At 38.7% G+C, this 26,081-nt stretch carries 25 protein-coding genes; 22 read left to right on the forward strand and 3 right to left on the reverse strand.

The window, feature by feature from the left end:
- Nucleotides 1–87 precede the first annotated feature (87 nt).
- From M3225_RS10290 to M3225_RS10310, 5 genes are all read left to right on the forward strand, one after another.
- Nucleotides 88–1,356 carry a GntP family permease gene (locus M3225_RS10290; protein ID WP_251393157.1) on the forward strand — a complete coding sequence of 423 codons (1,269 nt, stop codon included), beginning with the start codon at nucleotides 88–90 and terminating at the stop codon, nucleotides 1,354–1,356.
- Between the two features lie 20 nt (nucleotides 1,357–1,376).
- The gene (locus tag M3225_RS10295) at nucleotides 1,377–2,513 is read left to right on the forward strand and encodes a glycerate kinase (protein WP_251393158.1); all 1,137 of its coding nucleotides are present in this window, start codon (nucleotides 1,377–1,379) and stop codon (nucleotides 2,511–2,513) included.
- A gap of 185 nt (nucleotides 2,514–2,698) precedes the next feature.
- The gene (locus M3225_RS10300; RefSeq protein ID WP_251393159.1) at nucleotides 2,699–3,421 is read left to right on the forward strand and encodes an HAD family hydrolase; all 723 of its coding nucleotides are present in this window, start codon (nucleotides 2,699–2,701) and stop codon (nucleotides 3,419–3,421) included.
- Complete coding sequence (locus M3225_RS10305; RefSeq protein WP_251393161.1) at nucleotides 3,390–3,845, forward strand: GNAT family N-acetyltransferase; 456 nt, start codon at nucleotides 3,390–3,392, stop codon at nucleotides 3,843–3,845. The genes M3225_RS10300 and M3225_RS10305 overlap by 32 nt, the downstream gene beginning before the upstream one ends.
- Nucleotides 3,846–3,977: 132 nt before the next feature.
- Entirely contained in the window at nucleotides 3,978–4,193 is a 216-nt protein-coding gene (locus M3225_RS10310) for a DUF3951 domain-containing protein (RefSeq protein ID WP_251393163.1), read from the forward strand.
- A gap of 9 nt (nucleotides 4,194–4,202) precedes the next feature.
- Here the strand turns inward: M3225_RS10310 and M3225_RS10315 are convergent, their stop codons facing one another.
- Nucleotides 4,203–4,961, reverse strand: a complete 759-nt coding sequence (locus tag M3225_RS10315; protein WP_251393164.1) for a uracil-DNA glycosylase family protein — start codon at nucleotides 4,959–4,961, stop codon at nucleotides 4,203–4,205.
- Nucleotides 4,962–5,293: 332 nt separating this feature from the next.
- Here M3225_RS10315 and M3225_RS10320 point away from each other — a divergent pair, with 332 nt between their 5' ends.
- The 6 genes from M3225_RS10320 (at nucleotide 5,294) to abc-f (ending at nucleotide 13,110) form a co-directional block, all read left to right on the forward strand.
- Nucleotides 5,294–6,328, forward strand: coding sequence for a LacI family DNA-binding transcriptional regulator (locus tag M3225_RS10320; RefSeq protein ID WP_251393166.1), 1,035 nt, complete (start codon nucleotides 5,294–5,296; stop codon nucleotides 6,326–6,328).
- Between the two features lie 320 nt (nucleotides 6,329–6,648).
- Nucleotides 6,649–7,908, forward strand: coding sequence for an ABC transporter substrate-binding protein (locus M3225_RS10325; RefSeq protein ID WP_251393168.1), 1,260 nt, complete (start codon nucleotides 6,649–6,651; stop codon nucleotides 7,906–7,908).
- Nucleotides 7,909–7,997: 89 nt separating this feature from the next.
- Nucleotides 7,998–8,930: a carbohydrate ABC transporter permease gene (locus tag M3225_RS10330; RefSeq protein ID WP_251393169.1), complete on the forward strand. Its 933-nt coding sequence runs from the start codon at nucleotides 7,998–8,000 to the stop codon at nucleotides 8,928–8,930.
- A complete protein-coding gene (locus M3225_RS10335; protein WP_251394374.1) occupies nucleotides 8,930–9,760 on the forward strand; it encodes a carbohydrate ABC transporter permease in 831 nt (276 codons plus the stop codon). The genes M3225_RS10330 and M3225_RS10335 overlap by 1 nt, the downstream gene beginning before the upstream one ends.
- Before the next feature lie 26 nt (nucleotides 9,761–9,786).
- On the forward strand, nucleotides 9,787–11,109 hold the full coding sequence (locus M3225_RS10340) for an alpha-glucosidase/alpha-galactosidase (RefSeq protein WP_251393170.1): 1,323 nt from the start codon (nucleotides 9,787–9,789) through the stop codon (nucleotides 11,107–11,109).
- 372 nt (nucleotides 11,110–11,481) lie between these two features.
- Nucleotides 11,482–13,110, forward strand: a complete 1,629-nt coding sequence (gene abc-f / locus M3225_RS10345) for a ribosomal protection-like ABC-F family protein (RefSeq protein ID WP_251393171.1) — start codon at nucleotides 11,482–11,484, stop codon at nucleotides 13,108–13,110.
- A gap of 221 nt (nucleotides 13,111–13,331) precedes the next feature.
- Here abc-f and M3225_RS10350 read toward each other — a convergent pair whose 3' ends face one another.
- Nucleotides 13,332–15,464: a GDYXXLXY domain-containing protein gene (locus M3225_RS10350; RefSeq protein WP_251393172.1), complete on the reverse strand. Its 2,133-nt coding sequence runs from the start codon at nucleotides 15,462–15,464 to the stop codon at nucleotides 13,332–13,334.
- A gap of 336 nt (nucleotides 15,465–15,800) precedes the next feature.
- Here M3225_RS10350 and M3225_RS10355 point away from each other — a divergent pair, with 336 nt between their 5' ends.
- The 9 genes from M3225_RS10355 (at nucleotide 15,801) to mqo (ending at nucleotide 23,652) form a co-directional block, all read left to right on the forward strand.
- Nucleotides 15,801–16,154: a YwqH-like family protein gene (locus M3225_RS10355; protein WP_251393174.1), complete on the forward strand. Its 354-nt coding sequence runs from the start codon at nucleotides 15,801–15,803 to the stop codon at nucleotides 16,152–16,154.
- 6 nt (nucleotides 16,155–16,160) lie between these two features.
- On the forward strand, nucleotides 16,161–16,433 hold the full coding sequence (locus M3225_RS10360) for a DUF5344 family protein (RefSeq protein ID WP_251393176.1): 273 nt from the start codon (nucleotides 16,161–16,163) through the stop codon (nucleotides 16,431–16,433).
- A gap of 208 nt (nucleotides 16,434–16,641) precedes the next feature.
- On the forward strand, nucleotides 16,642–17,397 hold the full coding sequence (locus tag M3225_RS10365) for an LXG domain-containing protein (RefSeq protein ID WP_251393177.1): 756 nt from the start codon (nucleotides 16,642–16,644) through the stop codon (nucleotides 17,395–17,397).
- A gap of 1,158 nt (nucleotides 17,398–18,555) precedes the next feature.
- On the forward strand, nucleotides 18,556–18,951 hold the full coding sequence (locus M3225_RS29895) for an HNH endonuclease (protein WP_374109825.1): 396 nt from the start codon (nucleotides 18,556–18,558) through the stop codon (nucleotides 18,949–18,951).
- 15 nt (nucleotides 18,952–18,966) lie between these two features.
- Entirely contained in the window at nucleotides 18,967–19,407 is a 441-nt protein-coding gene (locus M3225_RS10375; RefSeq protein WP_251393179.1) for an SMI1/KNR4 family protein, read from the forward strand.
- 633 nt (nucleotides 19,408–20,040) lie between these two features.
- A complete protein-coding gene (locus M3225_RS29820) occupies nucleotides 20,041–20,667 on the forward strand; it encodes an EndoU domain-containing protein (protein ID WP_251393197.1) in 627 nt (208 codons plus the stop codon).
- A 29-nt stretch (nucleotides 20,668–20,696) separates the two neighbouring features.
- Nucleotides 20,697–21,032 (forward strand): tRNA-Val4, encoded by a 336-nt coding sequence (locus tag M3225_RS10385; RefSeq protein WP_251393198.1) that lies wholly within the window; start codon nucleotides 20,697–20,699, stop codon nucleotides 21,030–21,032.
- 148 nt (nucleotides 21,033–21,180) lie between these two features.
- On the forward strand, nucleotides 21,181–21,396 hold the full coding sequence (locus M3225_RS10390; RefSeq protein WP_251393199.1) for a hypothetical protein: 216 nt from the start codon (nucleotides 21,181–21,183) through the stop codon (nucleotides 21,394–21,396).
- A gap of 756 nt (nucleotides 21,397–22,152) precedes the next feature.
- Nucleotides 22,153–23,652, forward strand: coding sequence for a malate dehydrogenase (quinone) (mqo, locus tag M3225_RS10395; RefSeq protein ID WP_251393200.1), 1,500 nt, complete (start codon nucleotides 22,153–22,155; stop codon nucleotides 23,650–23,652).
- A 146-nt stretch (nucleotides 23,653–23,798) separates the two neighbouring features.
- Here mqo and M3225_RS10400 read toward each other — a convergent pair whose 3' ends face one another.
- The gene (locus M3225_RS10400) at nucleotides 23,799–24,365 is read right to left on the reverse strand and encodes a DUF6434 domain-containing protein (protein ID WP_251393201.1); all 567 of its coding nucleotides are present in this window, start codon (nucleotides 24,363–24,365) and stop codon (nucleotides 23,799–23,801) included.
- A gap of 270 nt (nucleotides 24,366–24,635) precedes the next feature.
- Here M3225_RS10400 and M3225_RS10405 point away from each other — a divergent pair, with 270 nt between their 5' ends.
- Nucleotides 24,636–25,568: an ADP-ribosylglycohydrolase family protein gene (locus M3225_RS10405; RefSeq protein WP_308215737.1), complete on the forward strand. Its 933-nt coding sequence runs from the start codon at nucleotides 24,636–24,638 to the stop codon at nucleotides 25,566–25,568.
- 58 nt (nucleotides 25,569–25,626) lie between these two features.
- Nucleotides 25,627–25,794: a hypothetical protein gene (locus tag M3225_RS10410; RefSeq protein WP_251393203.1), complete on the forward strand. Its 168-nt coding sequence runs from the start codon at nucleotides 25,627–25,629 to the stop codon at nucleotides 25,792–25,794.
- Nucleotides 25,795–26,081 lie beyond the last annotated feature (287 nt).

The raw sequence follows: 26,081 nt of genomic DNA on the forward strand, positions 1-26,081 counted from the left end.
TTTTCTGTTGAAATGACTAATGAAAGAATTAAAGATAGCGCTTACAATGAACGTTAAGGATAGGAGAAACAAGGAAGGGGATGCTTTATGGACGTTCAAGTAAGCGCATTAGGCGCTATTTGTGCATTAGTGATTGCCATTATATTAATCTTAAAAAAAGTGGCTCCAGCATACGGAATGATAGCCGGAGCTTTAATTGGAGGATTGATTGGCGGAGTTAATATTGCTGATACCGTTAATTTAATGATTGAAGGAGCGCAAGGCATCATTCCGGCAGTGCTGCGGATTCTTGCAGCTGGGGTATTGGCTGGGGTATTAATAGAATCAGGTGCTGCAGCGGTTATAGCAGAAACCATTGTAAAAAAACTAGGGGAAACAAAAGCTCTTTTAGCTCTAGCGCTAGCCACACTTATTCTTACGACAGTAGGGGTGTTTGTTGATGTTGCTGTTATCACAGTGGCGCCTATTGCTTTAGCCATTGCTAAACGTACGGGTATGTCAAAGCCCGCTATTTTATTAGCGATGATCGGAGGAGGAAAGGCAGGGAATTTAATGTCTCCTAATCCTAACGCTATTGCTGCTTCAGATGCATTTAATATTCCGCTTACATCTGTAATGGCTGCAGGAATTATTCCCGCTATATTTGGCGTAGCGGCTACTTATATAGTAGCCAAACGATTAGTGAAAAAAGGAACAATGGTTCAAGTTGAAGAAATAGATACAATGAATGCAAGCGACCTTCCACTATTTTTAACGGCCATCATAGCACCAATTGTTACCATCGTGCTGCTGGCGCTACGACCGCTTTTTGATCTTAATATCGATCCGATGGTTGCGCTTCCTGCAGGAGGAATTGCTGGTGCCATTGTGATGAAAAAAGGAAAACAACTTAATACATACGCTATTTCGGGGTTAGGGAAAATGTCAGGCGTAGCCATTATGCTTCTCGGAACAGGGACATTAGCAGGAATCATTGCTAACTCTCAGTTAAAAGATGTTATTATTCAAGGTTTGTCTGCAATTGGATTACCAGCTTATATTCTAGCTCCGGTTTCAGGCATTTTTATGTCGGCCGCAACCGCTTCGACAACTGCAGGAACAGCAGTAGCAAGCCAAGTTTTTGGATCGACGATTTTAGAGCTAGGCGTTTCTGCTCTAGCTGGAGCTGCTATGGTTCATGCCGGATCGACCGTGCTTGATCACCTCCCGCACGGAAGCTTTTTCCACGCAACGGGCGGAAGTGTAAACATGAAAATGAAAGAACGTTTGAAATTAATACCTTACGAATCGCTTATTGGACTCATTATGGCGATTGTATCCACGCTTATATTTGGTGTATTAAAGCTATATGGGTAAAAACAAAAAGGAGTGTTCCTATGAAAATTGTTATTGCACCGGATTCATTTAAAGAGAGCTTAACGGCTCTGAACGTTTGTGAAGCCGTGGAAAAAGGAATAAAAACTCATTTTCCAGACGCGGAGATTAGTAAAGTACCTATGGCAGACGGAGGGGAAGGAACCGTTCAGTCGCTTGTAGACGCGACGGGTGGAGAGGTAATACAAACGAGGGTAACCGGACCGTTAGGGGAAACGGTGGAAGCTTTTTACGGAATTCTTGGAGACGGCAAAACAGCTGTTATTGAAATGGCAGCCGCTTCAGGCCTTCACCATGTCCCTATGGATAAACGCAATCCGCTTATAACAACAACGCGAGGAACCGGCGAGCTGATTATTAAAGCGTTAGATCATAAAGTGGAGCATATTATCATTGGCATTGGAGGAAGTGCTACAAATGATGGAGGAGCCGGTATGGCAAAAGCTTTGGGCGCAAAACTTCTTGACGCTAAAGGAGTAGAAATTAAAGAAGGAGGCGGCAGCTTAAAACAATTAGCTTCTATTAATCTTACAAACTTGGATTCTCGGCTTGCTGGAGTCAAAGTAGAAGTGGCCTGCGATGTAGACAATCCGTTAACGGGTGAAACCGGAGCATCTTCGGTATTTGGTCCTCAAAAAGGCGCAACTCCTGATATGGTTAAACAGCTTGACCGTAATCTAGCTCATTACGCGGCGGTTATTCAAAAAGAAATGCATATTCATATTCAGAACGTTCCTGGTGCTGGAGCGGCAGGAGGACTTGGCGGCGGCTTGCTGGCATTTTTATCCGCTGAATTAAAACCAGGTGTAGACATTGTCATTGAAGCAACTCAGCTAGAAAGCTATATTGAGAATGCCGATCTTGTCATTACCGGTGAAGGAAGAATAGATGGTCAAACCATTTACGGAAAAACACCCATCGGCGTAGCCAAAACAGCGAAAAGGCATAGCGTTCCCGTTATAGCAATAGCGGGAAGCATTGGAGCGGGAAGCGAAGCTGTGTATGAAAACGGTATTCATGCTTTATTCAGCGTCGTGCCCGGAGCGGTGACTCTGTCAGAAGCGTTGGAAAAAGCCGATGAAAATATTGAAAGAACTGCTAAAAACGTAGCGTCAGTTATACGTTTGGCAATAAAATAAGGGAGTTAAAGTTTTTATTTCTAGATTTTAAATATTTTCTTCAGTAAATGTTAAAAGGTCTCTGTCATTAGAAGAGACCTTTTTTCTTGTACAGGGAAGAATTAAAGATAGTTTATTAGTTTTATAGCTGAAAATGTTATAATTAACCAATCGTTAAATCGATTTATATATAAAGGAGGAAAACCATGATTAAAGCCGTCATTTTTGATTTAGATGGGACATTATTAGATCGAGACAGTTCATTGAAACTTTTTATTCAAAACCAGTATGAGCGATATAGTAAAGAACTAGCACACATACCAAAGCAAGAGTACATATCTAGATTTATTGAGTTAGATCACAAAGGTTACGTATGGAAAGATAAAGTATATCAGCAGCTTTTGACTGAATATGATATTCCAAGCTTAACGTGGGAAGGGATGCTAGATGACTACCTTCACTATTTTCCAACTCACTGCGTCCCATTTTTACATATGGAGCATGTACTGAAAGAGCTAAAGAAAAAAGGGCTGTTACTAGGAATGATTACAAATGGTTTTACAGACTTTCAGTGGATGAATATTAAAGCGCTTGGAATTGATCATTATTTCGATACCATACTTGTTTCTGAACAAGAAGGCATCAAAAAACCGCATAAAGATATCTTTTTACGAGCATTAAAATCGCTTGGTGTGTCTGCTGAAGAAAGTGTATACATCGGAGATCATCCAGAAAATGATGTGTTAGGCGCACGAGGTGCGGGCATGCATGCTATATGGAAAAAAGCCGCTTTCTTTGACGGAAGTTTTACAGATTCATATGTAATAGAGGATTTAAAGGAACTGTTGAACGTAATAAATGAGTTTCAAAAGAGCAGATGGGAAAAGGAGAAACATGATGAAAAGTCAAGTTCGTTTACTGACAGATGAAGAATTAGAAGCAGCAGCAAGCATCTATACAAAAGTTTTTAGTGAGACACCGTGGAATGAGCCTTGGAGTATGAACACTGCCTATGCCCGTTTATATGATATAAGTAAAACTCCAGGATACATAGGAATAGGTTGTTTTCATCGTGAAAATAATAAATTAATAGGCTTTATAGTAGGAAATGAAGAACAATGGGCGAACTATAAGACTTTTTATTTAAATGAAATTTGTGTGTTAAGCAACATTCAGCAGGCTGGCATAGGAACGAGTCTTTTAACTTTTCTCACAGAATTACTTGTACAAAGAGAAGTGAAAGAAGCGTATGTGTCTACTGAAAGAGGTCAAGGCAAGCCAGCATGTTTCTTTGAAAGGAAGGGCTTTATCATCCATGAATCCCGTATATTGATGACGTTAAATATAGATTGAATTTAAGTGAAAGAATGTAGGAAATCTGCTTTGTCGTTTTAGCCGAGAAGATCCAAATTCAAGCTTCTGGCTAAGCAGAGAAGGTTCAATAACTAAAAATAAGCAGTGTATTAAATTAGGAGGAAATAATCCATGGCTTTTTCGCTACTAGTTTTAGTCGCTATTTTAATGGTTAGTATTCCGCTGATGATCATTATCGTTAAAAACGTCTGGCACCAAAAGCTTCCTCGTAATTACTACACGCCGTTTGATTATCTTGCTGCACAAACAGAAGAAGAATTTCATGAAGAACAAAATGAACGAGAAAAAGAAGAAAGAGAAGGAGATGTTATAAAAAGAAAGAGCTGAAAGTCGTTTTTAGCTCTTTCTTTTTGCAGCCCACTTCTCCACAATTTCCGTAAATTCGTTTAGATGTTCTTCAAATATCCGTTTTCGATGTCCGTTTGCTCCGGACGGATGAGGAAAGCCAAATAAATAAGTATGCCGAGAAAGCGAAGGTTCACGTGAGAGTTTTCTTAGGACCTGTTCCACCGCTTTTCCTAGGGGAACAATTAAGCACGGATTCTTTATTTCGTTCAATTCATGTAGAAACACTTCAAAGGCATAGTGAGAAAGAAGCGCTGAGCGTTCAATTGGCGGCTGATGGCCGGTATAGTTTTTTCTTTTATAAAACACGGGATATTTTAATACGGACGTTGTATGCAGCAAATGTCGCTGTGAAGCAAATAACTCAGCGGCACTGTTAATTCCTGCAGCTTTTTGAATCCCGCATCGATCTAACATTGCTATTAAATTTGCTCTCATGGTTCCGCTAAAGCTAGCGGCTTTTTTTGTTTCATACAGCACTTCTTCAAGTGAATGATGATGAGACAGACTGGAAGTGCATTGTTTAAAAGCTGTTTTCATTTGAAACCAGCCGGGTGTGATGCCGGCAATGACGATATGAGCGTCTGGATTTATGTAGTCGTTATGAGGCGAGTAGTACATGCTTAGTTCATTTTCTTGCCGGATTAAAAAGTCCTTTTGCAACAGCTGTTCTTTAGTGAAATTTGTATGAGTATATAATTGTTGAATGGCAGGCAGACATTGTTGAAAATAGGAATGTTGGCTAATCATATTTTCTCTCTTTCCTTATCAGTATTTCTTCTTTTATTTTCCCCAACAAACAGTTTTATATCAAAAACGAACAAATTCTTATAAAAATTAATATTTACTAAAAGTTTACTTTTGTTTTAGTGCGATGCGATAAAAATAAAGTAATTATAGTAGCATTTTTGTCATTTTATAGGGATTGTCAACAAAAGAAATGAAGGATTTTAGAGAATGTTTAAATAAATTTACTGAAATTTTAAAAATATTTATTGAAAGCGTTTTATTAGTATGCTATTCTTCCAATATAAGAGATAAATATTTAGTAAAATAGAAGATTGTAATAGAGAGGTAAAAAGATGGCAACTTTAAAAGATATAGCGGCGTACGCTAATGTTTCGAGTTCAACGGTATCAAGAGTACTAAATAATGATCATACGCTTTCTGTATCTGAGGTTACCCGTGAGCGCATTTTGCATGCAGCCAAGGAGCTGCGATATACGCCCGTGAAGATACGAAAAGGAACGGCAAACGGCAAAGACATAGAAGCTCCAAGAATAGGTATTATTTTTGCTCAGTCCCTTGAAGAAGAGTTAGTAGACCCTTTTTTCTCCTCTATTCGCCATGGGATAGAAAGTGAATGCTCAGAAAAAGAAATTTTTACAGTAAAGTCATTTAGGCTAAAAGGCATGAAACAAGAAGAGCTGCTGCAGGATCTTGATGGAGTGATTGTAGTGGGAAGAGTTAGTCCAGAAACGGTTCAAGAAGTGAGCAATCATTTAGATAATATTGTTTTTATCAATCACAAAGCGGATGAGGATTTGTACGATTCGGTGATGATTGATTTTGAGAAAGCTACTAAACATGCGTTAAATCATTTATTTGACCTCGGTTATAAAAGAATTGGCTATATCGGAGGCACAGAAAGAGAACATTATATCAATGGAAGCTCTATTATTGAAGATCAGCGTCAAACGGTTTTTGAACGCGTTATGCATGAAAAAGAACTGCTTGATTCTGAGAAAGTTTATATCGGTGAATATTCAATGACTGAAGGATATGAGCTGATGGGACAAGCGATTAAGCAAGGAAATCTTCCTCAGGCATTTTTTATCGCAAGTGATGCAATGGCAATAGGAGCGATGCGTGCCTTGCAGCAATCAAATATAAAGGTTCCTGAAGACGTAGCGATTGTAAGCTTTGATGATGTGGATATCGCAGCATTTGCTAGCACCCCGCTCACAACGGTTAAGGTATATACCGAAGAAATGGGAAGGCAGGCTGTTAAAATGTTAGTTGATCGGTTAAGCGGCAGATCCGTTCCTTTAAAAGTCATGGTGCCGACTAAATTAATTTATCGTGAAAGCTGCGGGGCTTCATTCAGGCAAAAGTAGCACGAAAGTTTAAAAAACGAGGCTTGAAAGGGGGTGGTAAAAAAGAAGAATTCATACATAAAGAGTGATAAGGGGGAAGAAAAATAGAAAAAAACATAGAAAAAGCAGGTTAAAAAGCCCTGGAAACTACATACTTATTGGCAGATAAGTATGTAAATGAAAAAAACTTTTTCATCTCTAGGACTCTTTGAACCTTTGTAAAAGTATAGGACTAAATTATAAGTGACTTTATTTCTTTGTGCAATGAATTTGTCTACGGATAAAATACTGAATATTCAGTTATTTGTAACTTGATAGAGTATAAGGAGGAAAGAAGATAAATGAAAAAGCTTACGTATCTTTTCGTTCTATTACTAGTCTTTTCTGTTGTGGCAGCGGGCTGCGGAAATAAAGAAGCGTCAACAGGCGGAAATGGGAAAACAACGTTAACGCTTTTTTCTACGATGAGTAATAAAGGTGAGAGAAAAGCGCTTCAAAACGCGATTGCAGAGTTTGAAAAGCAAAATCCAGATATTAAAATTGATGCGAATTTTCCCGGTAACGGCTATGAAGATATGCTTCGTGTGAAAATGGGCGCAAATGATATGCCAGATTTATTTGATACGCACGGGTGGTCTCAACTTCGCTACGGGGAGTACGTAGCGGATTTAAAAGATATGGACTGGGTTCAGCATTTAGATCCGGCGCTGAATCAAATTTTGAAAGATAAAAGCGGCAAAGTGTATGCGTATCCTTTAAATCAAGCGAAAGACGGAATCAGCTATAATGCAACGCTACTGGAAAAATACGGAATAAAACCTCCTAACACAATGGATGAGTTTATAACGGCGTTAGAAACAGTAAAAAAGAAAAGTAAAGGAGAAGTAGCGCCTCTATGGATTCCTGGAGGAGAAAACGGCAATATTGCTCAAGTTTTTGATCAGCTGGCTACACCTCAGCTTATTACAGCAAAAAATAATAACTACGCTAAGCAGTTGGAAAAAGGAACGTTTAATTGGTCAAACTACACGCCGCTAGCGGAAACGATGGCAGAAATGAAGAAAAAAGGGTTGCTGAATAAAGATGTATTAACCGCAAAAGTATCTCAGGCAACGGAATTAATGGCTCAAAATAAAATTGCTTTTACATTTGTTGGAGGATCTCTTGGACCGGATGCAACAGAATTAAATCCTGAAGTAAAAGTAGGAACGCTACCGGTGCCGGCTATTCATAAAGGTGGTACGCAAAGCTGGATTGGCGGAGAGCGCTTTACCCTTGCTGCGTGGAAAGATTCTAAGCACCTTAAAGAAGCGAAGAAATTTATTGAATTTGTGTCACAGCCGGAAGTTGCCAAAAAGATTGCAGAAGGAACGTCTTCAGCATCGGCTCTAACAAACAATAAAACACAAAACTACTACTCTGAATACTACGATAAGTATAACGATATTAAAGTAGAGCCATACTTCGATCGAAAGTATTTACCGAGCGGCATGTGGGCAGTGATGTCTTCTGCAGGTCAAGAATTGCTAGCTGGAAGTTTAACGCCAAAGCAATTATCAAAGGAAATGGAAAAAGAGTACAAGCGTCTGAGTAAACAATAAAATAATGTGCAAAAGTTCCTTGTTCGCCAAGAAGCAGGGAGAGAGGCGTCTGCTTCTTTTCATCACAAGCTGAAATAGGAGTGAACACGATGAATGAATTAGTCAGGAAAGAGCGTTTTTCCGTAGTAAGAGATACGGAAAAACGAAAGAAAAAATTAAAAACAGAATCCTCTTTATGGTGGATGTATCTTCCCGGCTTAGTAATTATCACCGTTTTTATTATCTATCCTTTTATTAACGGAATTAGACTTTCCTTTACTAATTGGAATGGTTTTTCACAAACATACGATTGGGTTGGACTCCAGCAGTATAAACGTTTGCTTGCAGATCCAACGACTTGGCTTGTGATAAAAAATACGCTGCTCTACGGAATAGGCAGCACCATTTTTCAAAATATTATTGGCTTGTTATACGCTTTACTTCTCAATCAAAGCATTAAAATGAAGGCTTTAACGAGAACAATTGTCTACCTCCCGGTTATTATCAGCCCAATCATTATGGGGTATATCTGGTATTTCTTCTTTGCCTACCAAGGAGGCGCTTTGAATGATCTTCTTGTATTTTTAGGATTTGAGAAGATTAATGCTTTGGGAACTCCTGAGCTCAACTCTTGGATTATCGTGTTCGTCAATACGTATCAATTCGTTGGAATAGCAATGATTATTTATTTAGCAGGGCTGCAAAGTATTTCAAAAGATTACTACGAGGCAGCACAGCTTGACGGAGCATCAGCTCTTCAGCAGTTTAAAAACATCACGCTTCCACTGCTTATGCCTTCTATTACAATTAACGTCGTTTTAAATATTATCGGAGGTTTAAAACTGTTTGACGTAATTGTTGCGCTGACAGGAGGAGGACCTGGAGATGCATCGCAGTCGATGTCTACTTTTATGTATGATTTATATTTTAGAAGACAAGACGCCGGCTATGCAGCAACTCAAGGTGTGTGCATGGCGCTTATTATCTTAGTAATTAGCTTATCAGCACTTATGTACTTTAAGCGAAAGGAGACAGAAGCGTGATGGACTATACAAATAAACGGAAAAAACGATTTTTTACCTTTCTAGCTCTTTGTATAACGCTCGTTCATATTGTCCCTTTTTATATTCTAGTTACGACTTCTTTAAAGGCAACCGGGGATTTTAGTTCAAAATGGGTATTTCCAAAAAGCATACATCTTGAAAATTTCACAACGGCTTGGGAGCAAGCAAATTTAGGAAACTCTTTTATGAATACGTTTATCATTACATTCATTTCGGCGATTCTGCTTATTTTTTTAGGATCAATGGCTGCGTATCCTTTAGCGCGCCGGCAAACGAAATTAAATAAGTACGTCTATTTTATCTTTATTGCCGTGATGGTGATACCGCCTCTGACAGCGTTAGTTCCGCTGTACAAAATGGTGGTCAATATGGGAATGATGAATACGTACCAAATTGCTATTTTAAATAATGTTGCAGCATTTTTGCCGCTAACGATCTTTTTGTATGCGGGCTTCATTCGCTCCACTATTTCTAAAGAGCTCGAGGAAGCAGCAAGAATTGATGGTGCCGGTACGTTAACGATTTTCTTTAAAATCGTATTTCCACTGTTAAAGCCCGTCACTGCGTCCATTTTAATTATTGCCAGCGTCTATATTTGGAACGACTATCAGTTTGCAATTTTCTTCCTTCAAGATAAGGAAATGCATACATTAACCGTTACATTAGCAAGCTTTTTTGCCGAAAATCAAAATAACCTTAGCCTAGTAGGAGCAGCTGCGATTATTGCGATGCTTCCAATGACTATTTTATTTTTAGTGCTACAAAAATACTTTATTGCAGGGCTTTCATCAGGATCTGTGAAAGGATAAAACCAATACGAGGAAGGAAGATGACGATGTCTAAAATCACATTTATCGGAGCAGGAAGTACAGTTTTTGCAAAAAATATTTTAGGAGACTGCATGTTTGTACCTGCCTTAGCTGGCTTTGAATTTGCTCTTTACGATATAGATGCTGAGCGTTTAAGAGATTCGGAAAATATGCTAAACAATTTAAAAGAAAACTATAAAGTGAATATTACGGTTAAAGCCTATTTAAACCGCAGAGAAGCCTTAACAGGAGCAAAGTATGTGATCAATGCGATTCAAGTAGGCGGATACAAACCAAGCACCGTCATTGATTTTGAAATTCCTAAAAAATACGGCTTGCGTCAGACGATTGGAGATACAGTAGGAATTGGAGGAATCTTCAGATCACTGCGCACGATTCCGGTGCTCTTTGATTTTGCAAGAGATATTGAAGAAGTATGTCCAGATGCGCTGTTTTTAAATTACACCAATCCAATGGCAACCCTGACAGGTGCAATGTTGCGCTATACCAATGTAAAGACGGTAGGCCTTTGTCACAGTGTTCAAGTATGTACAAAAGATTTATTTGATTCTCTTGGAATGGATCATGAAGGAATACAAGAGAAAATTGCAGGTATTAACCATATGGCATGGCTGCTGGAAGTAAAAAGAGATGGACAAGATTTATATCCAGAAATCAAGCGTCTAGCAAAAGAAAAGCAAAAGACAAAGCATCACGATATGGTGCGTTTTGAGCTAATGGATAAGTTCGGTTATTATATTACCGAATCGTCTGAGCATAACGCAGAGTATCATCCATACTTTATTAAACATAAATATCCAAATCTTGTTGATCAGTTTAACATCCCTCTTGATGAATATCCGCGCCGATGCGAAGAGCAAATTAGCAATTGGGAATCCATGAGAGAAGAAATGGTCAACAACAGTCAGTTAACTCATACACGTTCACATGAGTACGGCTCTAGAATCATTGAAGCAATGGAGACAAACGTGCCGTTTAAATTTGCTGGTAACGTATTAAATATCGGAGGCTTAATTAGTAACCTGCCGACAAAAGCGTGCGTAGAAGTTCCTTGTGTCGTAGACCGAAGCGGTATTATGCCGACTTATGTAGGAGACTTACCTGAGCAGCTTGCCGCGTTAAATCGTACGAATATTAATACTCAATTGCTAACAATTGAAGCAGCGGTCACTAGAAAAAGAGAGCATATCTACCAAGCAGCGATGCTAGATCCTCATACAAATGCGGAATTATCCATGGATGACATCATTCGTATGTGCGATGATTTAATTGAAGCTCACGGTGAGTGGCTGCCTGATTTTACAGGGAAAGTAAATCAATACGTGTAACAAAAAAATCCTCGGCTATTATCAGCTGAGGGTTTTTTGTGCTTAGAAAAAGAAGGGAATATCATCCAAATTGATATTGACATTTAAAAATCTTCATCATACACTGTAAGAAGCAAGTCATTTTATACTAAGAAAGGAAAGGTACCGTAGACAATGGATAAGTAATCCTATTTTTTTAGACATTCTTTTAAAACTTTATTTTAAATGAACATTTGTCTAGATAGGATTAGTCTGTACATTTTTAGGTGCCATTTCTATATGTCTTATATGAATTGATTTCTCCCTTTTTTTTACTCTATAAAAAGGGTGCATATTTGCGTATGCCTAATTATGACCTCTAATCCTCTCTAGAAATGCTAGGGAGGTTTTTTTATGTTATTGCTAGAAGCTATAAATATTGAAAAAAGCTATGGAGACCGCCTGCTGTTTCAAGCAGAGAAGCTTCAAGTATATCGCGGAGAACGAATTGGAATTGTTGGGAAAAATGGAGAAGGCAAATCGACCTTGCTTCATATTTTAATGAAAAAAATGAGTCCGGATCAAGGCATTGTTCAAACGTATGGCCGTTCCGCACTGATTCCGCAGCTTGACGTTCAAACTCCAGGAGCTGTATCTCCTGAGATGAAAAGTCAGTGGAACGTGCCAAATGAAGCGGACTTTCTCAGCGGAGGAGAAGAAACAAGAAAGAAAATTGCTGCTGCTCTTTCATCCGGCGCAGAATTGCTTGCAGCGGATGAGCCGACGAGCCACTTAGATGTAAAAGGCGTAGAGAAATTTGAAGAAGAAATGAAAGCTTTTACAGGCAGTTTGCTGCTGATTTCACATGATCGAGAATTGTTAAACCGCCTCTGTACGTCTATTTGGGAAGTAGAAGACGGCAAAATTCACTGCTATGAAGGCAATTACCAAGAATATGTGACGCAAAAAAAACATGCAGTTGAAAGACAGCAGTTTGAGTATGAGCAGTATGTAAAAGAAAAGCAAAGGCTTGAACTGGCGTCTGAAGAAAAAAGTCAAAAATCAAAGTCTCTTAAAAAAGCGCCGAGCCGCATGGGGAACTCTGAAGCGAGACTTCATAAACGAGCGGTCGGAAAACAAAAAGCGAAGCTAGATAGAAGCGCAAAAGCGATTGAAACAAGAATTGAAAAGCTGGAGAAAAAAGAAAAGCCAAAAGAAATGGAAGAACTTCATTTTGACCTATCGCAGTTTCATCAAGTGCACAGCAAGCAAGTACTAAGCTTTGACAGAGTCTCGGCATCAGCTGGCGACCATACCTTGTTTCAAGGTCTAAAAGGCGGTGTGAAGCCAGGTGCGAAAGTAGCGATTGTCGGTCAAAACGGTGCCGGAAAATCTACGCTGCTGAATATGATTGAGAAGCAAGCAGAAGGCATCACGGTTGCGAAGCCTGTAAAACTTGGCTTTTTCCATCAGCGCCTTGAAAATCTAGATCCCGCTAAAAGCATTTTAGAAAACATCAAAGAACACAGTCCGTACACTGAGCAGTTTATTCGTACGGTACTATCACGTCTACTGTTCAAACGTGAAGACGTGTATAAAAAAGTAGAGATGCTAAGCGGAGGAGAACGAGTAAAAACGGCATTAGCAAAAGTCTTTTTAGGAAACTATAACGTTCTTCTTTTAGATGAACCGACCAACTATCTTGATCTTCATACAAAAGAAGCGCTGCAGGAAGTGTTAAAAGCTTATCCAGGGACGATTTTATTTGTGACTCATGACCGTTACTTTGTTAAAAAGCTTGCTACACATGTGATGACGTTAAAACAGTCCAAAGTGGAGCTAATGGCGATTGAAGATACGGGAAAAAGCAAAAAAGCGTCTCAGCAGCAAAATGAAGCCGAGAAACTTGCGCTTCAACTAGAATTAACAAAAGTTATTAGCCAGCTTTCTATCACGGCAGAAGGAAAAGAAAAGCAGCTGCTTGAAAAAAGATATGAAGAGCTGTTAGAAGATAGAAAACGATTAAATAGAAAGGAAGGATAATACCACATCGCCTAACAACGAATACAATGATGTTACTGAACATCAAAAGCGCTTTGAAGGGAAAATAACGGATATTAATGTAAAAGAAACACCAAAAAGAATGAAATGGATTGGCTACGGAATAATGGTTTTCCTTGTTATCCTCATTCTAACGATGATCATCGGCGTATTTATCAATTAAAATAAAAGACAGCCGCTTCAATGTTGAAGCGGCTGCTTTTTTATTTACCTACTTTTGTAACGATCGCATCTCCGTTTTTTCCAACTCGGACAGTGGCAAAATGAGCTTCGCTTTCCACTTTGCTGCCGGTTCCTTCTGGAATGAAGTAATGCTCAATTCCGTAATGAATTCCCCAGTCATGATAGCTGCCCGTAATGACAACGTTTTTCCCTTTAGAAGTGTACGGCTTATTCCATTCATCATCCGCTTGATAGATTTTTGCATATTCATATACGCCTTGTTTGTTCGGGCGAAGAACAAGTTTCACTTTTTCGCCGTCTTTTACATGAGGTAACTTAACGTGCGCAATGTCGTAATTCAGCTCAACATAATCGCCTTGCAGCAGTGAGCGCGGATCAATCGGCTGTAAAGCGAGCTTAATTTCTTTTCCATTTTGAAGAAGCACTTCGTTTTTAGTAAAAATTCCGCCAAGAATAATGAGCTGAACAAGGATGATGACCCATACAGCGGTTCGGCTGCGGTCAAGAAACGACGGCTGCGGCTGGTCAGGCGTTGACAGGTCCCATTTCTTGCTTAGGAAAAGAAAGATAAGACCTAGAATAATGAGCACAAGTGATTTATTAAATAAATCCCACACAAAGTCGTAATATTTCATAGCTAAAAAAACAAACCAGAAAATCATGCCGACAATAAAATCGTATTTTGGCTCTTTTCGCACCGTCAAAAACAAAAAGAGAGTTGAAATCACAAAAAACACCATGCAGTAAATAATATTTAAGAAAGACGGTTCGCTTAATTCAGTCAGCGACAGTAAAAAGATAAAAGCAAGAAGCAGCGCCGCTTTTTTAAACGCGTGATGTACCTTTACTGTATACACAACGGCATTTAATAGAAACAAAGCGAGCAGCACATAATCTAGTTTGATAGTGTTATAGTAAGTAACCGGAACCTTTATTAACAGCAGCCCTTGCACTAGCACAAAAAACAACAGGCGAACGGGCGTATGCTTGGTGAACACTAAAAGCGCCATAAGTGCGATAACGTAGATGAAAAACAGAATGTCGTGCACAAAAAAAGAAGCAGCACTGCTAATTAATACGCCCATCATTAAAAGCGTATATTTTACCGTTGGAATATCTGCTTTAATCAAATAACATGCCACAATCAACAAAACGCCAATTACAAGCATTCCGTTCGTTGGGTACGTTCCTGTAATAAGAGTAACGAGTCCTCCTAAAGAGCTGCTGCCGATTACCGATGCAATGGCTGTAATACCAATTACTGCTATTCGTTTGATCACGCGCAGCGAGGTTTTTTGTGCTGAAGTGTGGGCGGTGAGCCATTTAACAAACCACACGCTTGCACCAATAAATAAAATCACGAACCCTAAAGCTAAAAACAGCGACCATTCAGCGTAGTGTTTAAAAATAAAAGAGAAAAACTGTTCAATTACAAATAAAGCAAATGCCACGATTGAAATGCCTAAAAACGGCTTTTGCGGCTCCACTTTTGAAAAATAAAAAAAGGAGCTTAGTAAAAACAGCAAATAAAAAAAAATTAGGCCAATCCGTAAGCTAGAGCTGCCTGCAAAATCTGGCAGGGAAAGAGTTAAAAAAATGTAGTGAAACAAACCAAACGCTGCATACATTACCACAGGAGACGAGAGGTGTTTCTTTTTTATAATCCAAAAAATAATCAAGTTCACAAACGCCATTCCTGCGTAAAGTAAAAGCGTCTCATGTTCACCTCGCTGTGAAATTACGCTGCTTGGTGAAATGAAAAAAGCCATGGTGAATTGAAATAAAATAAACGATAACACGTAAAACGGCTGATATTTCGTAAAGAGGCTAAACAGAATAACCGGCACAAGCCAAATTAAAAACAGCCAGTACGATTCAGCGTGCGTGTTGTAAATTTGAGAAAGAAGCGCAATGCTTAATCCAAATGAAAGAGCGCCAGCCAAAAGCGTCCAGTGACTTAAAAACGCCTGCTGAGGAATCAGCCTCCGCACCGCAAATGCACTTCCGTAAAACAGCAGCATCAGCCCCACGCTCAGCGCAATTTTAGTATAGCGGTCAAAGCCTTGCCAGTTCGATGCGAAGAAATACAGAATGCCTGACAAAACAAGAGCCAACCCCAGTAAATAACCGAGTCTTACGAGCTTTTCTCTCATACCCAACCTCCTCTTTATATTATGTATATACTAGCGCATGTTTAAATATTTGGAAATAGAAAGAATGAATGCGTTTTAACAAAAAAATTGTGTAAAAAGGCCTTTTAGTGGCGTGGAAATAACAAGTGAAGTAGTCCAAAAATCTTGATAAATTGTCAATGGTAAGATAGTTTTGGTTATTTTATCCTGAAGAGTGGGTATTGAACTAAAAACCTACATTATTTCCAAAAAATATAAGAAAACATGCCGATGTGCCTTCTTTCTTTATTTGATACGCTATAAAAGGAAATTACTGTTAGAAGAACCAAGAGATAGATATAAAGGAAGTGTCATCATATGAATGAGATGTTTGTTGCTCATCTGTATACCCAAGTGAAGCAGGCACATGAAGATATCCAGGAGCTTATGGCAAGTAAAAATACATTAACGGAAGTCAAAGGAGAGCTTGAACGTGCAAAGGGAAAGGTAAAAGAACCAGAGCTCACTTCCGCCACTTGGTCAGGCAGCCTTGCTGTTGGGTTTGAAGACATCCGTACGGCTATGTTAGACGAATACGATGATTTGCTGACCCGTCAGCTGACGGATGCCATTACGACAATTGAAGCAAAAATCACGGCGCTTCAATCAGATATACAAGGGATGGAACGTGCCATTAAAATGCAAGAAGACGAAGCAAAAGATAAGGTGTGATGCAATATGGCAGATGAAATTAAAGTAATAGATGGTGAAATTAATAGAACGCTTGGTGACCTAAGCGCTGCTGCGCAGCAGTTTCAGGCCCTTTTTCCGTTTCACATAGGAAGCGGACAAGAACTAGCGGTGCTCGATGAATTAAATCAGCTTAATCAGCAGCTTCAAACGTTAATTATGGACTACAAGCAAACGCTCCTCGATGATCTTAACGCTACCAAAAAATCCGTGCAGTCCATGAAAGAAGCAGATGAAAAAGCTGCAAACGCCGCTAAATAATATTCATATTTTATATAAATCTATTAAAAACAACAAAACAACCTTTCAAACAGCATGAATTTAGCTTTTAAACAAAAAGGTTTTATCTAGCGGATGATGCAAGCCTTGTAAAGAGGAGCGTCCGCTTAGGTTTAGAAAAATGACGGGCGATTGTTCTTTAACCGTTTGTTGTTTTTCTACATCGGTACAGCTAGGAGGTTACAGGTTATTGAAAACACTTGATGTCGATGCTTTTCACGAAAATATTCAAGCTATCTTGGACTCTATTAAAAGTCAAAAAGAACAAATTCAGGGCCTGATTTCACAGGTGCAGGCATTTTCAAGCTTAGATGATGCGTTTAAAGGAAAAGGAGGAGAAGCGATTCGGTCTTTTTATGAAACGGGACATGCTTCTTTTTTAACGCTGTATCATTCATTACTCACTTCCTATGAAGCTCGACTAACTCAAATCACACATGCGCTGCGCTCCTTTGAACCGAGCGAAGACGGCTACATCACGCAGCCGTTTCTACAAGATACTATTCCTGCGCATTTAAATCAAACGAGAAATACAATCGTTTCGCTTGTCGATCAAGCGAATGCAGCGATCCAAAAAGTAAGTCACATTGCTTCTGTCTCAGCACTTAACGATCAAGGTTTCCTATCAGAAGTAGAACAAGCTAAAAACAAAGCGGACAAAACGATGAACGATTTAGTTAGTTTTGACGAACAGCAAACGCAGAGCCTTTCAGCCATTCAAGATCAGCTGACGTCTTTAAATTCGCTGCTTTCTAAAGTGAAAGCTGGGTTTCAAAATGGTTCCATTCAGCCAGGTAATGTAAGTGAGCTGAGCGCTTTGGCGAAAAAAGCGCTGAATGATTCAGGAGGCGTCTCGGTTTTTGAAACAGGTATTCAAACAACCTTGACAATAAAAGAAAAGCAAGAGAAAGTGATAAAGGAAGTAGGTCTTGAAAAACTAATTTAACTTCAGGCGATGACCCCTGCTGAACAGTTAAAAGAAATTCACAAGCTTGAAAAAACGTCGCCTTACATAAGAGAAGTGCTAACACAAATTCAGCAGGATACAGCACCTGCTAACATGAAAAAACTAGCGGAACTGTCACCTGCAGAGCAAGCAGTGGAACTTGAAAAAAGTCCATATCTGCAGGCGCTCAACGATTCTTCAACTGTGGGCATGCTAACGTCTCAACAGATTCTTCAAAACGCTACGGGCGTTGAGGGAATGCTTATGCAGTCGGTGGTGCGTCAGGGTCAGGTTAGAGATGTGGCACCTAAAAAAACAGCTGAATCCTTTAATTTTACAGAAATCTGTGAGAACCCTGCGGCTAAAAAAGAAGAAACCGGTATAAAAGCTGTAGTCAAGGACGTAGGAGAAGGTGCTATAACTTTAGCAAAAGGCACAGTTACGGGTACTAAAGGAGTAGCACAAGACGTTTGGGCCGGTATGGGAGAGCGAGCAGATAAACGGTACAACTCCTTGTATGACTTTGGAAACTATATAACGATGGGTGGATTTGATGGAGCTGTTGCCTTCAAAGAGGGGTTGAATGAACGAGGGAAAAAATCGTTGGATTCACCGTATGACTTTGTCAATCACGCAACAATGGGACTTTTAGATGTAGGAAAGCAGGCACTTAATCCTGAGAAACCTCTCTCAAAAGAGCACTGGGAAATCAGCATGTTTCTGTTTGCGAGCGTAATTGGAGGAGCGAAACCCGCAGGCGCCGTAAAATCCGTTCCAAAAGTAACAAACGTTCCGCGTGTACCTGCACATAAAGCAACCAAAACATTAAGTGACATGCGGAATGCCGTCAGTACACAAGCAGCAAGTAATTGGTCGAAAAAGGTATATGAACCGTTTCAAAAGCAGATCAAACCTGTACTAGATGTGGGGATACCGAGTTTACGTCCTCAACTTCAACTGTCAGGAGTAGGAGAGGTGTTACCTCGACAGACCTTTGGTGAAGCGTTAAATGGGTTAACGACGTATAAGATTGGACCTGTTTCAAAAGGCCAGTCGAAAGCGTTGGGGAAAGTAGAAAAACCTGGTGGTAAGGCGAATGTTGAAGGGGTTTATGATCAGGAGGCTGTTGCTAAGAGTACGGGTGAAAATTCAGAAATAGTGAAGTTTACAGAGGAACAATTATCTACTAAACCCCCATATTCTAGAGATCCTGAAAAATGGCAGAAAAAAGGTGGAAAAATCGAAATTGGCGAGGAAGGAATATGGACTTATATTGATTGGGATATTCCTCCAAATCAAGTTTCTTATCCTGGAGGTTTTCCGGACTTTAAATCTGCTGGGTTGGTAAGACAAGAAGTTCCCATAGGTGAATTTAATAGATATGACATTGATTTTGCTAAGGCTGATGAATTAGCTCCAAATGGACCGAAATTAGATGAAAACACGTGGCACCATCATCAAGATTTAACAACAATGCAAGAAGTTAATAAAGAGATGCACAGAAGATTTCGACATATGGGTGGAATGTCATTAGCTAGGAAGTTAAAAGATTAAATGGGAGTGAAATAAATGAATTTAAATGCTTTTGGTAAAGCAACTGAAGAATCGATTGAAGAATTAGAAGAGTTTTTAGGATTTTTACTTCCGGAAGATTATAAAAAATTTTTAAGTGAATATAATGGGGGGACTTCGAAAGTTAGGTATAGTAAATTTTTTGTTGAAGAATTAAATCAGGAAATCCCTTTAGATGTCTTGTATGGTATAGGTGTAAAAAGAACTTTTGACTTAAGTGAATGCTATGAAGAGTTTGAAGAAGATATGTTACCGAATAGTTTAATAATAGGAGATGATCCAGGTTCAGGATTAATTGTACTTATTACAGATACTGAAAACCATGGTGTATATTATTGGGATCACTCTTTTTATTTTCCACAGTCTAATGAAGAAGAAAATACATATAAAATAGCTGATAGCTTTAAGGGTTTTATTAATGGATTAAAGAATCCTTAGTTACCAACTTTTATATGTTGTAATTAATAATTTAAGAGATTAAGCAAATATACGAAATGAATTATAATGACTTTATAGATGCTAAAACTATACTTTACACATGAGAAAGCCAAAAAATGTGGTTTGTAGTTAAAGGTAACAAATATATATGTGAGTGAGTAGAAAATAAAGTGTATTTGCAGTCGAAAGAAAAAGAGTAGACTATTAAAAAGTGCATACTTCATGAATGGAGTATGATGTGCAATGATAGAATAGAAAAAGAAGTACGAGATTAGGCGAGATGACGTTTTACTGGGTGATGAATATAAACAAACACCTAGAATAGACATGAAATTAACGAACTCGTAAGTTTTGGTGTAATACTGTTACTATAACACTTACAAATTTAATGATACTTAAAAACAGATGAACTTAAAGCACTTGATTGTCTTCTAGACAATAGGTGCTTATTTGCTTTTATTTAACAAACTCGTCCGGTTTACAAATGTAGGGTGTGCAAAATCCACAGGTGCCATAAAAGCTGTTTCAAAAGTAACAGAAGTTCGGAGCATATATACACCTAAAACGACCAAAACATGAAATAATAGGCATAATGTCGTCAGCCCAAAAGCAGCAAGCAATTGGTCGAAAAAGGTGTATGAACCGTTTCAAAAGCAGATCATACCTTTACTAGATGCGGAGATACCGACTTTACGTCCTCAACTGTCAGGAATAGGAGAGGCGTTACCTCGACAGACCTTTGGTGAAGTGTTACATAGGTTAACGACGTATAAGATGGGGAGTGTTTCAAAAGGTCAGTCTAAAGCGTTGGAGAAAGTGGAAGGGTCAGGTAGTAAGGCGAATGTTGAGGGGATAAATGATCAGGATGCGGTGGTTAAGAGTGAAGGTAAATATAATACAGGAACGATGAAACATATTTATCATGGTGAAATTAATAGGCGCGGAAAAGCGGTTGGATATCATCATGAAAGTATGATGGGTGGAAAGATTATTCCTGGAACCGAGAAAGAACCTGATAAAAACGGGGTTTATGAAGCCAAAGTCGAAATTGATGGGAAGAGAAAAGTAGCCAAATCAAGTTTCTTTCCAAAGGAATGGAATCGTGTTGATGTGTTAAGGGCTATTGATGATGCCTATCAAAATAAAAAACAGATTGGTTCTAATAAGTATATAGCTGAGACTTCATCAGGAATTAAGATAGAAATGTTCTTGAATAAGGACGGCTCAATAGCTACAGCCTATCCATTATATAATAAATAGCATTGAAAGCATAGAAGGTGATAAAGAGTATGAAATATTCATATGAATTTAAAAAAGATCCATTAGGTATAACTAGATTAAAACTATCTGAAGAATTAAGTGTATTCTCGGATGTTTTCGAGGATATTTCAACAGAAGAAGAAGCGGATGAATATATCGGATACATTAAGAAAGTTTTAGAAGGAGGGTATGAAGACTTTGAAATCACGTTGAATGCCACGAGTGTATGTATAAAGAAAAACGTGACAATAGCTGAGCATCATTATCGAATTGATGAACCTTTCGAGAGTACAATGGAAACTGAGGAATTTTTGGAGTTGATGTCAGTATGGAAAGAGAGAATAGCAGAGGTATTCGAGGATTGATAATACTATAATTTAATACCTTAAGCACTTGATGGCATATTAGGCAACAAGTGCTTATTTTTATGCTAAATATTAATGACTAGCAACAGAATGAAGAATGGTGTTATGCATCCTGCAAAATTCCTAAAGGAGTATCAAGCTAGTATTCATGGAACAGGTTCACCAGCAAACACACTATGCTACAGTTGTTTCTGGTGCAACAGAGAATCATTTGGATGGAAATATTTCACCAGGAGAAAAACAAATCGGGATTTCGACGTTTGATATACCCAAAGAAGGCGATTTTAAGTTTGAATTTAGCGGCTTTAGCAAAAATCGTGGTATTTGGACGTTTACACAAGATGACATCCAACCGGCTCAATAAGAACCAAAACAAGTCACGTGCGAAGCGTGGCTTATTTTGGTTGAACTCAGCAACAACCATGGCACATGAACAAGGCAATTAAACAAATCTAAAATGAAAGAAGCATGTGAAGTACTGTTCTTTATCAACAAGTATGTCTATGTAAAAGTCAACATACATGTTAGGTTTTATAACATAAATTTCTGAATAATCATTTACTTATTCACTTATTTCATGGTATGTTATATGACATAGATATTGTAACTTGCAATATGGACTGAAAATTAGCTGTTGCAATATGTACTTATTTTTCTAAATATGCACCTGGACGAGCTGGTGCTCTATACATATATATACGTCTATGTATAACTAGTCAAAAAGAATACAGGCATTTCTATTTATAGTGCTGTTTGTTCTTTCAAATGAGTATAGTTATAGTAGGTGAAATTTTAAAAAAAGTTATTTTGGTTTTTAAGCTGAATTTTTGGAATAGTTTGTTATTTTACCGATTCTTGTTTTGACACTTAAAAGTAGGTCTAACAGTTTACTAATAAAAGAAAATGCAGACGGAATTTAATAAGTTTTTTAGAATTTGTGGGCGATTTTCTCACTTTTTTATCATTTTTGAATAGTTTATAATCATCAGACAATTATACTGTGATATAGTTATAAGTGAGACAGAAAAAGGTGTGTTCTTAGGTCGCACCTGAATTTTTTTACTACGTAAGCAGGAGCGCCTACATCTTTTTACAAATATAGGGGATGAGGAAGGTTATAATGAGCAACGTACAGAAAAAAACAGACGTTATCTTAATTGGTGCCGGAGTCATGAGCGCAACTTTGGGATCATTACTCAAAGAGTTAGCACCTGAATGGGACATTAAAGTATTTGAAAAACTCGCAGACGCAGGGGAAGAAAGCTCGAACGAATGGAATAATGCAGGGACGGGCCATTCTGCGCTGTGCGAACTAAACTATACATCAGAAAAAGCTGATGGATCTATAGATATAACGAAAGCGATACGAATTAACGAGCAGTTTCAGCTTTCAAGACAGTTTTGGTCTTATCTTGTAAGCAGTAAGTTGATTCGCAATCCGCAAGATTTTATCATGCCAATTCCGCATATGAGTTTGGTACAAGGGGAAAAAAATGTATCGTTTCTGAAAAAGCGTTTTGAAGCGCTATCAAACAATCCGTTGTTTCAAGGAATGGAGTATTCCGATAGTCCTGAAAAACTAAAAGAATGGATTCCGTTAATCATGAAGGGGCGTACGTCAAAAGAACCGATTGCAGCAACTAAAATTGATTCGGGAACAGACGTAAACTTCGGCGCTTTAACACGCATGTTGTTTGACCACCTGAAGAATAAAGGCGTTAATGTGCACTACAAACGAAGTGTAAAAGATATCAAACGCAAGGACGGTATGTGGGAAGTAAAAGTCGCCGATGTAGACAGCGGCAAAGTTGAATACCACACGGCAAAGTTCATCTTTATCGGAGGCGGAGGCGGAAGCTTGCCTTTACTTCAAAAAACAGGTATTCCTGAATCCAAGCATATTGGAGGATTCCCGGTAAGCGGATTATTTATGGTATGCAATAACCCTGAAGTGATTGCGCAGCATCACGGGAAAGTATACGGAAAAGCCAAAGTCGGAGCTCCGCCAATGTCGGTTCCACACCTTGATACACGTTATATTGATAACAAAAAGACGCTGTTGTTTGGTCCGTTTGCCGGTTTTTCGCCTAAGTTCTTAAAAACAGGTTCAAACTTGGATTTAATCAGTTCTGTAAAGCCGAATAATATTTTAACAATGCTAGCAGCAGGCGTCAAAGAAATGGCGTTAACGAAATACTTAATTCAGCAAGTGCTGTTATCAAATGAAAAACGTGTGGAAGAACTGCGTGAGTTTATCCCGAACGCTAAAAGCGAAGACTGGGATATCGTCGTAGCGGGGCAACGTGTGCAAGTAATCAAAGACACGGAAGCCGGCGGAAAAGGAACGCTTCAGTTTGGTACCGAAGTCGTAAGTGCCGCTGATGGTTCTGTTGCTGCACTTCTTGGAGCTTCTCCGGGTGCGTCAACAGCTGTTCACGTTATGCTTGAAGTATTGGAAAAATGCTTCCCGCAAAACATGAACAAATGGGAGCCAAAAATAAAAGAAATGATTCCTTCCTATGGAATGTCACTAGTTGATCACCCAGACTTCTTTAACGAAATCCATGCTTCTACATCACAGACGCTTGGTTTGATTAAAAAAGAGTCCGTTTATAGCTGATAATTTTAAATACATGTTGCCGTAACAAACAGCACATGTGTATGTGAAGAAATCTACAGGTGTGCACAAACACCACCTTTTCTTGAGGTGGTGTTTTAATGGCGTTTATATGTAGATTTGCCTCAAATTCGTTCCTCAGCTAGTAGTTAAGAGCGGTATTGATTACTTCCAGGCTGAAGTTTTAAGTGTTTCCACGCCGCAATCGCATCATCACGGCTTTTTCCTTTATTTTTCGGATCATTAAAAAAGTCGCGGATAAAGCGGTTGTACTCAAACTGAGGCGCAATTTCTTTTTGATAGAAAGGCTGCTTTTTTCGCTCTTCTTCCTCATACCAAGCCTCTACCACGTCTCGATAGGTTTTCCCTGTATTTTCTTTAAAATAGTTTTGAATATATGTTGAGAAATGAAACGTAGGATGAATGGCTTCTTTAAAAAATGCCCGTACTTCTTGACTGCAGCGGTGATTTTCCGTAATGACGGTATCTAATGTTAGCGGAGCTTGCGTTTTAGAGGAAGAGCGTCTTTTAGAAGGTGCTTTTGAGTGTTGAGTGTCACCGGTTGTTAGAAACACTTCAATTCTTTTTGACAGTTCCATTTTAGATCCGGACGGGCTCATGTTGTTTTCTCGGCAAAATTGCTGCAGCTCGGTTTTTAGCCAGTAAAAGTCCGTAAAGTCGTTGATAGGTAAGTCTTTTGTAAGTTCAGGTCTCATTGTTTTCACCTCCATATATTTACAAAAATAATTATAGAACATTTGTTCCTGTTGGTCAATTGTTTTTAAAGTAATATGAATGAATTTCTTTGATATTTCTTCTTTGCATTTCTCACGTGCCAGTTTACACCTCATATGTTTTTTCACCTCTTATTAAATGAAATAAACGCTGGTAAATTCCTTTATAAAAAGAAGAAAAAGCGTCTAGGCAAGAGGTCTCTTGCAAATTCCAAAATCAAACAATTACAATAATAGAAAGGAGTTGATTACATAATGCTACATAACAAAGTACTTTCTACGATTCTAGGAGGAGCTGTGGGAGACGCTTTAGGTGTTCCGGTTGAGTTTAAAAAGCGCGATTCATTTCGGATCACGACTATGACCGGATACGGTACATACAATCAACCTGAAGGAACATGGTCAGATGATACGTCTTTAACAATGTGCTTGATTAATAATCTAATAGAAAAACAAGATGAATATGATTTAATGCAAAAGTTTGCGAACTATTGGTCGGATGGCTACTGGACGCCATACGGAGAAATGTTTGATATTGGCATCGCAACAAGCGAAGCGATTCGCCGCTATAAAGGCGGGCTTCCTAAAGAAGAGTGGGGAGGAAGCGCTGAGTACGACAACGGAAACGGAGCGCTTATGCGTATTGCCCCGCTTGCGTTTACACTATGTCAGGAACCTAGCTTTACAAAAAGAAAAGAAGAAATAGAAAGAATTGCTCACGTCACGCACCGCCACGTGCGTTCTACTCTTGGCTGTATTATATATGTGGAACTGCTCATTCGTCTTCTTCACGGAGATCAGCCCTTAGAAGCATATGAAAAAGCGATAAATCTCTGTCAAAAGCAGTTAACAGGGACGGAGTATGAACACGAATTTTCTGCGTATGAACGAGTATTAAACCTAAGCTTGCCACAAGCAGCGAGAAATGAAATTCAATCAACAGGATACGTCGTCAGCTCGCTAGAAGCATCGCTTTGGTCTTTTCTTCAAAGCGACGATTACGAAGAAGCTGTACTTACTGCTGTAAATTTAGGAGAAGACACAGACACAATAGGCTTCATTACAGGTACTCTAGCAGGAATGTATTATCAACTGGATGGTATTCCCGAAGAGTGGATTTGTAAGCTTGCTAAAAAAGAAGAGTTGATAGGAACTTGTAAGAGATTTGCAGATGTGTGTGTATGAAAAAGACAGTGCACACAAGATGTATCTCGTGAAAAGGTTAGGTAAGGAGTGTTTTTTTTTGAAAAAGATTTTTCTCATAGCTAGTATCTTGATTATCGTATTCGCTGGAGTATATACATTTGTTAAAGTGAGTGCGTCATTGGAGGCTAAAGCTGCTGGTTTTGCTAAGAACAAAAAAGTTCAGCTAATTTCTATAGGTAATAAGAGCTCCCTAGGAGATATTTAAATAGAACAAGTCCGCATAAACGGAAACAAAACACTCAAATACGTAAAAATACAAGTAAGCAATGATAAAAAAGGGTTAATTCTTGGAGACTTTGCTAGCGAAGAAACAAAAGGCTATACGTTTAAGAACCTACAAAGTGTGAAGCTGCAGCCGCATACAGGCCATGACGAACAGCTAGAAAGACTGCATAAAGGAAAAGAAAGTAATCAAATATATGCGCTTTCTCTTATAGACAACATAAGTATACAAGAAGTAACCATTTCATACCTCCACCTAGGAGTTTCACA

The organism is Priestia aryabhattai, assembly GCF_023715685.1.
In the GTDB taxonomy this organism is placed as follows: Bacteria; Bacillota; Bacilli; order Bacillales; family Bacillaceae_H; genus Priestia; species Priestia aryabhattai_B.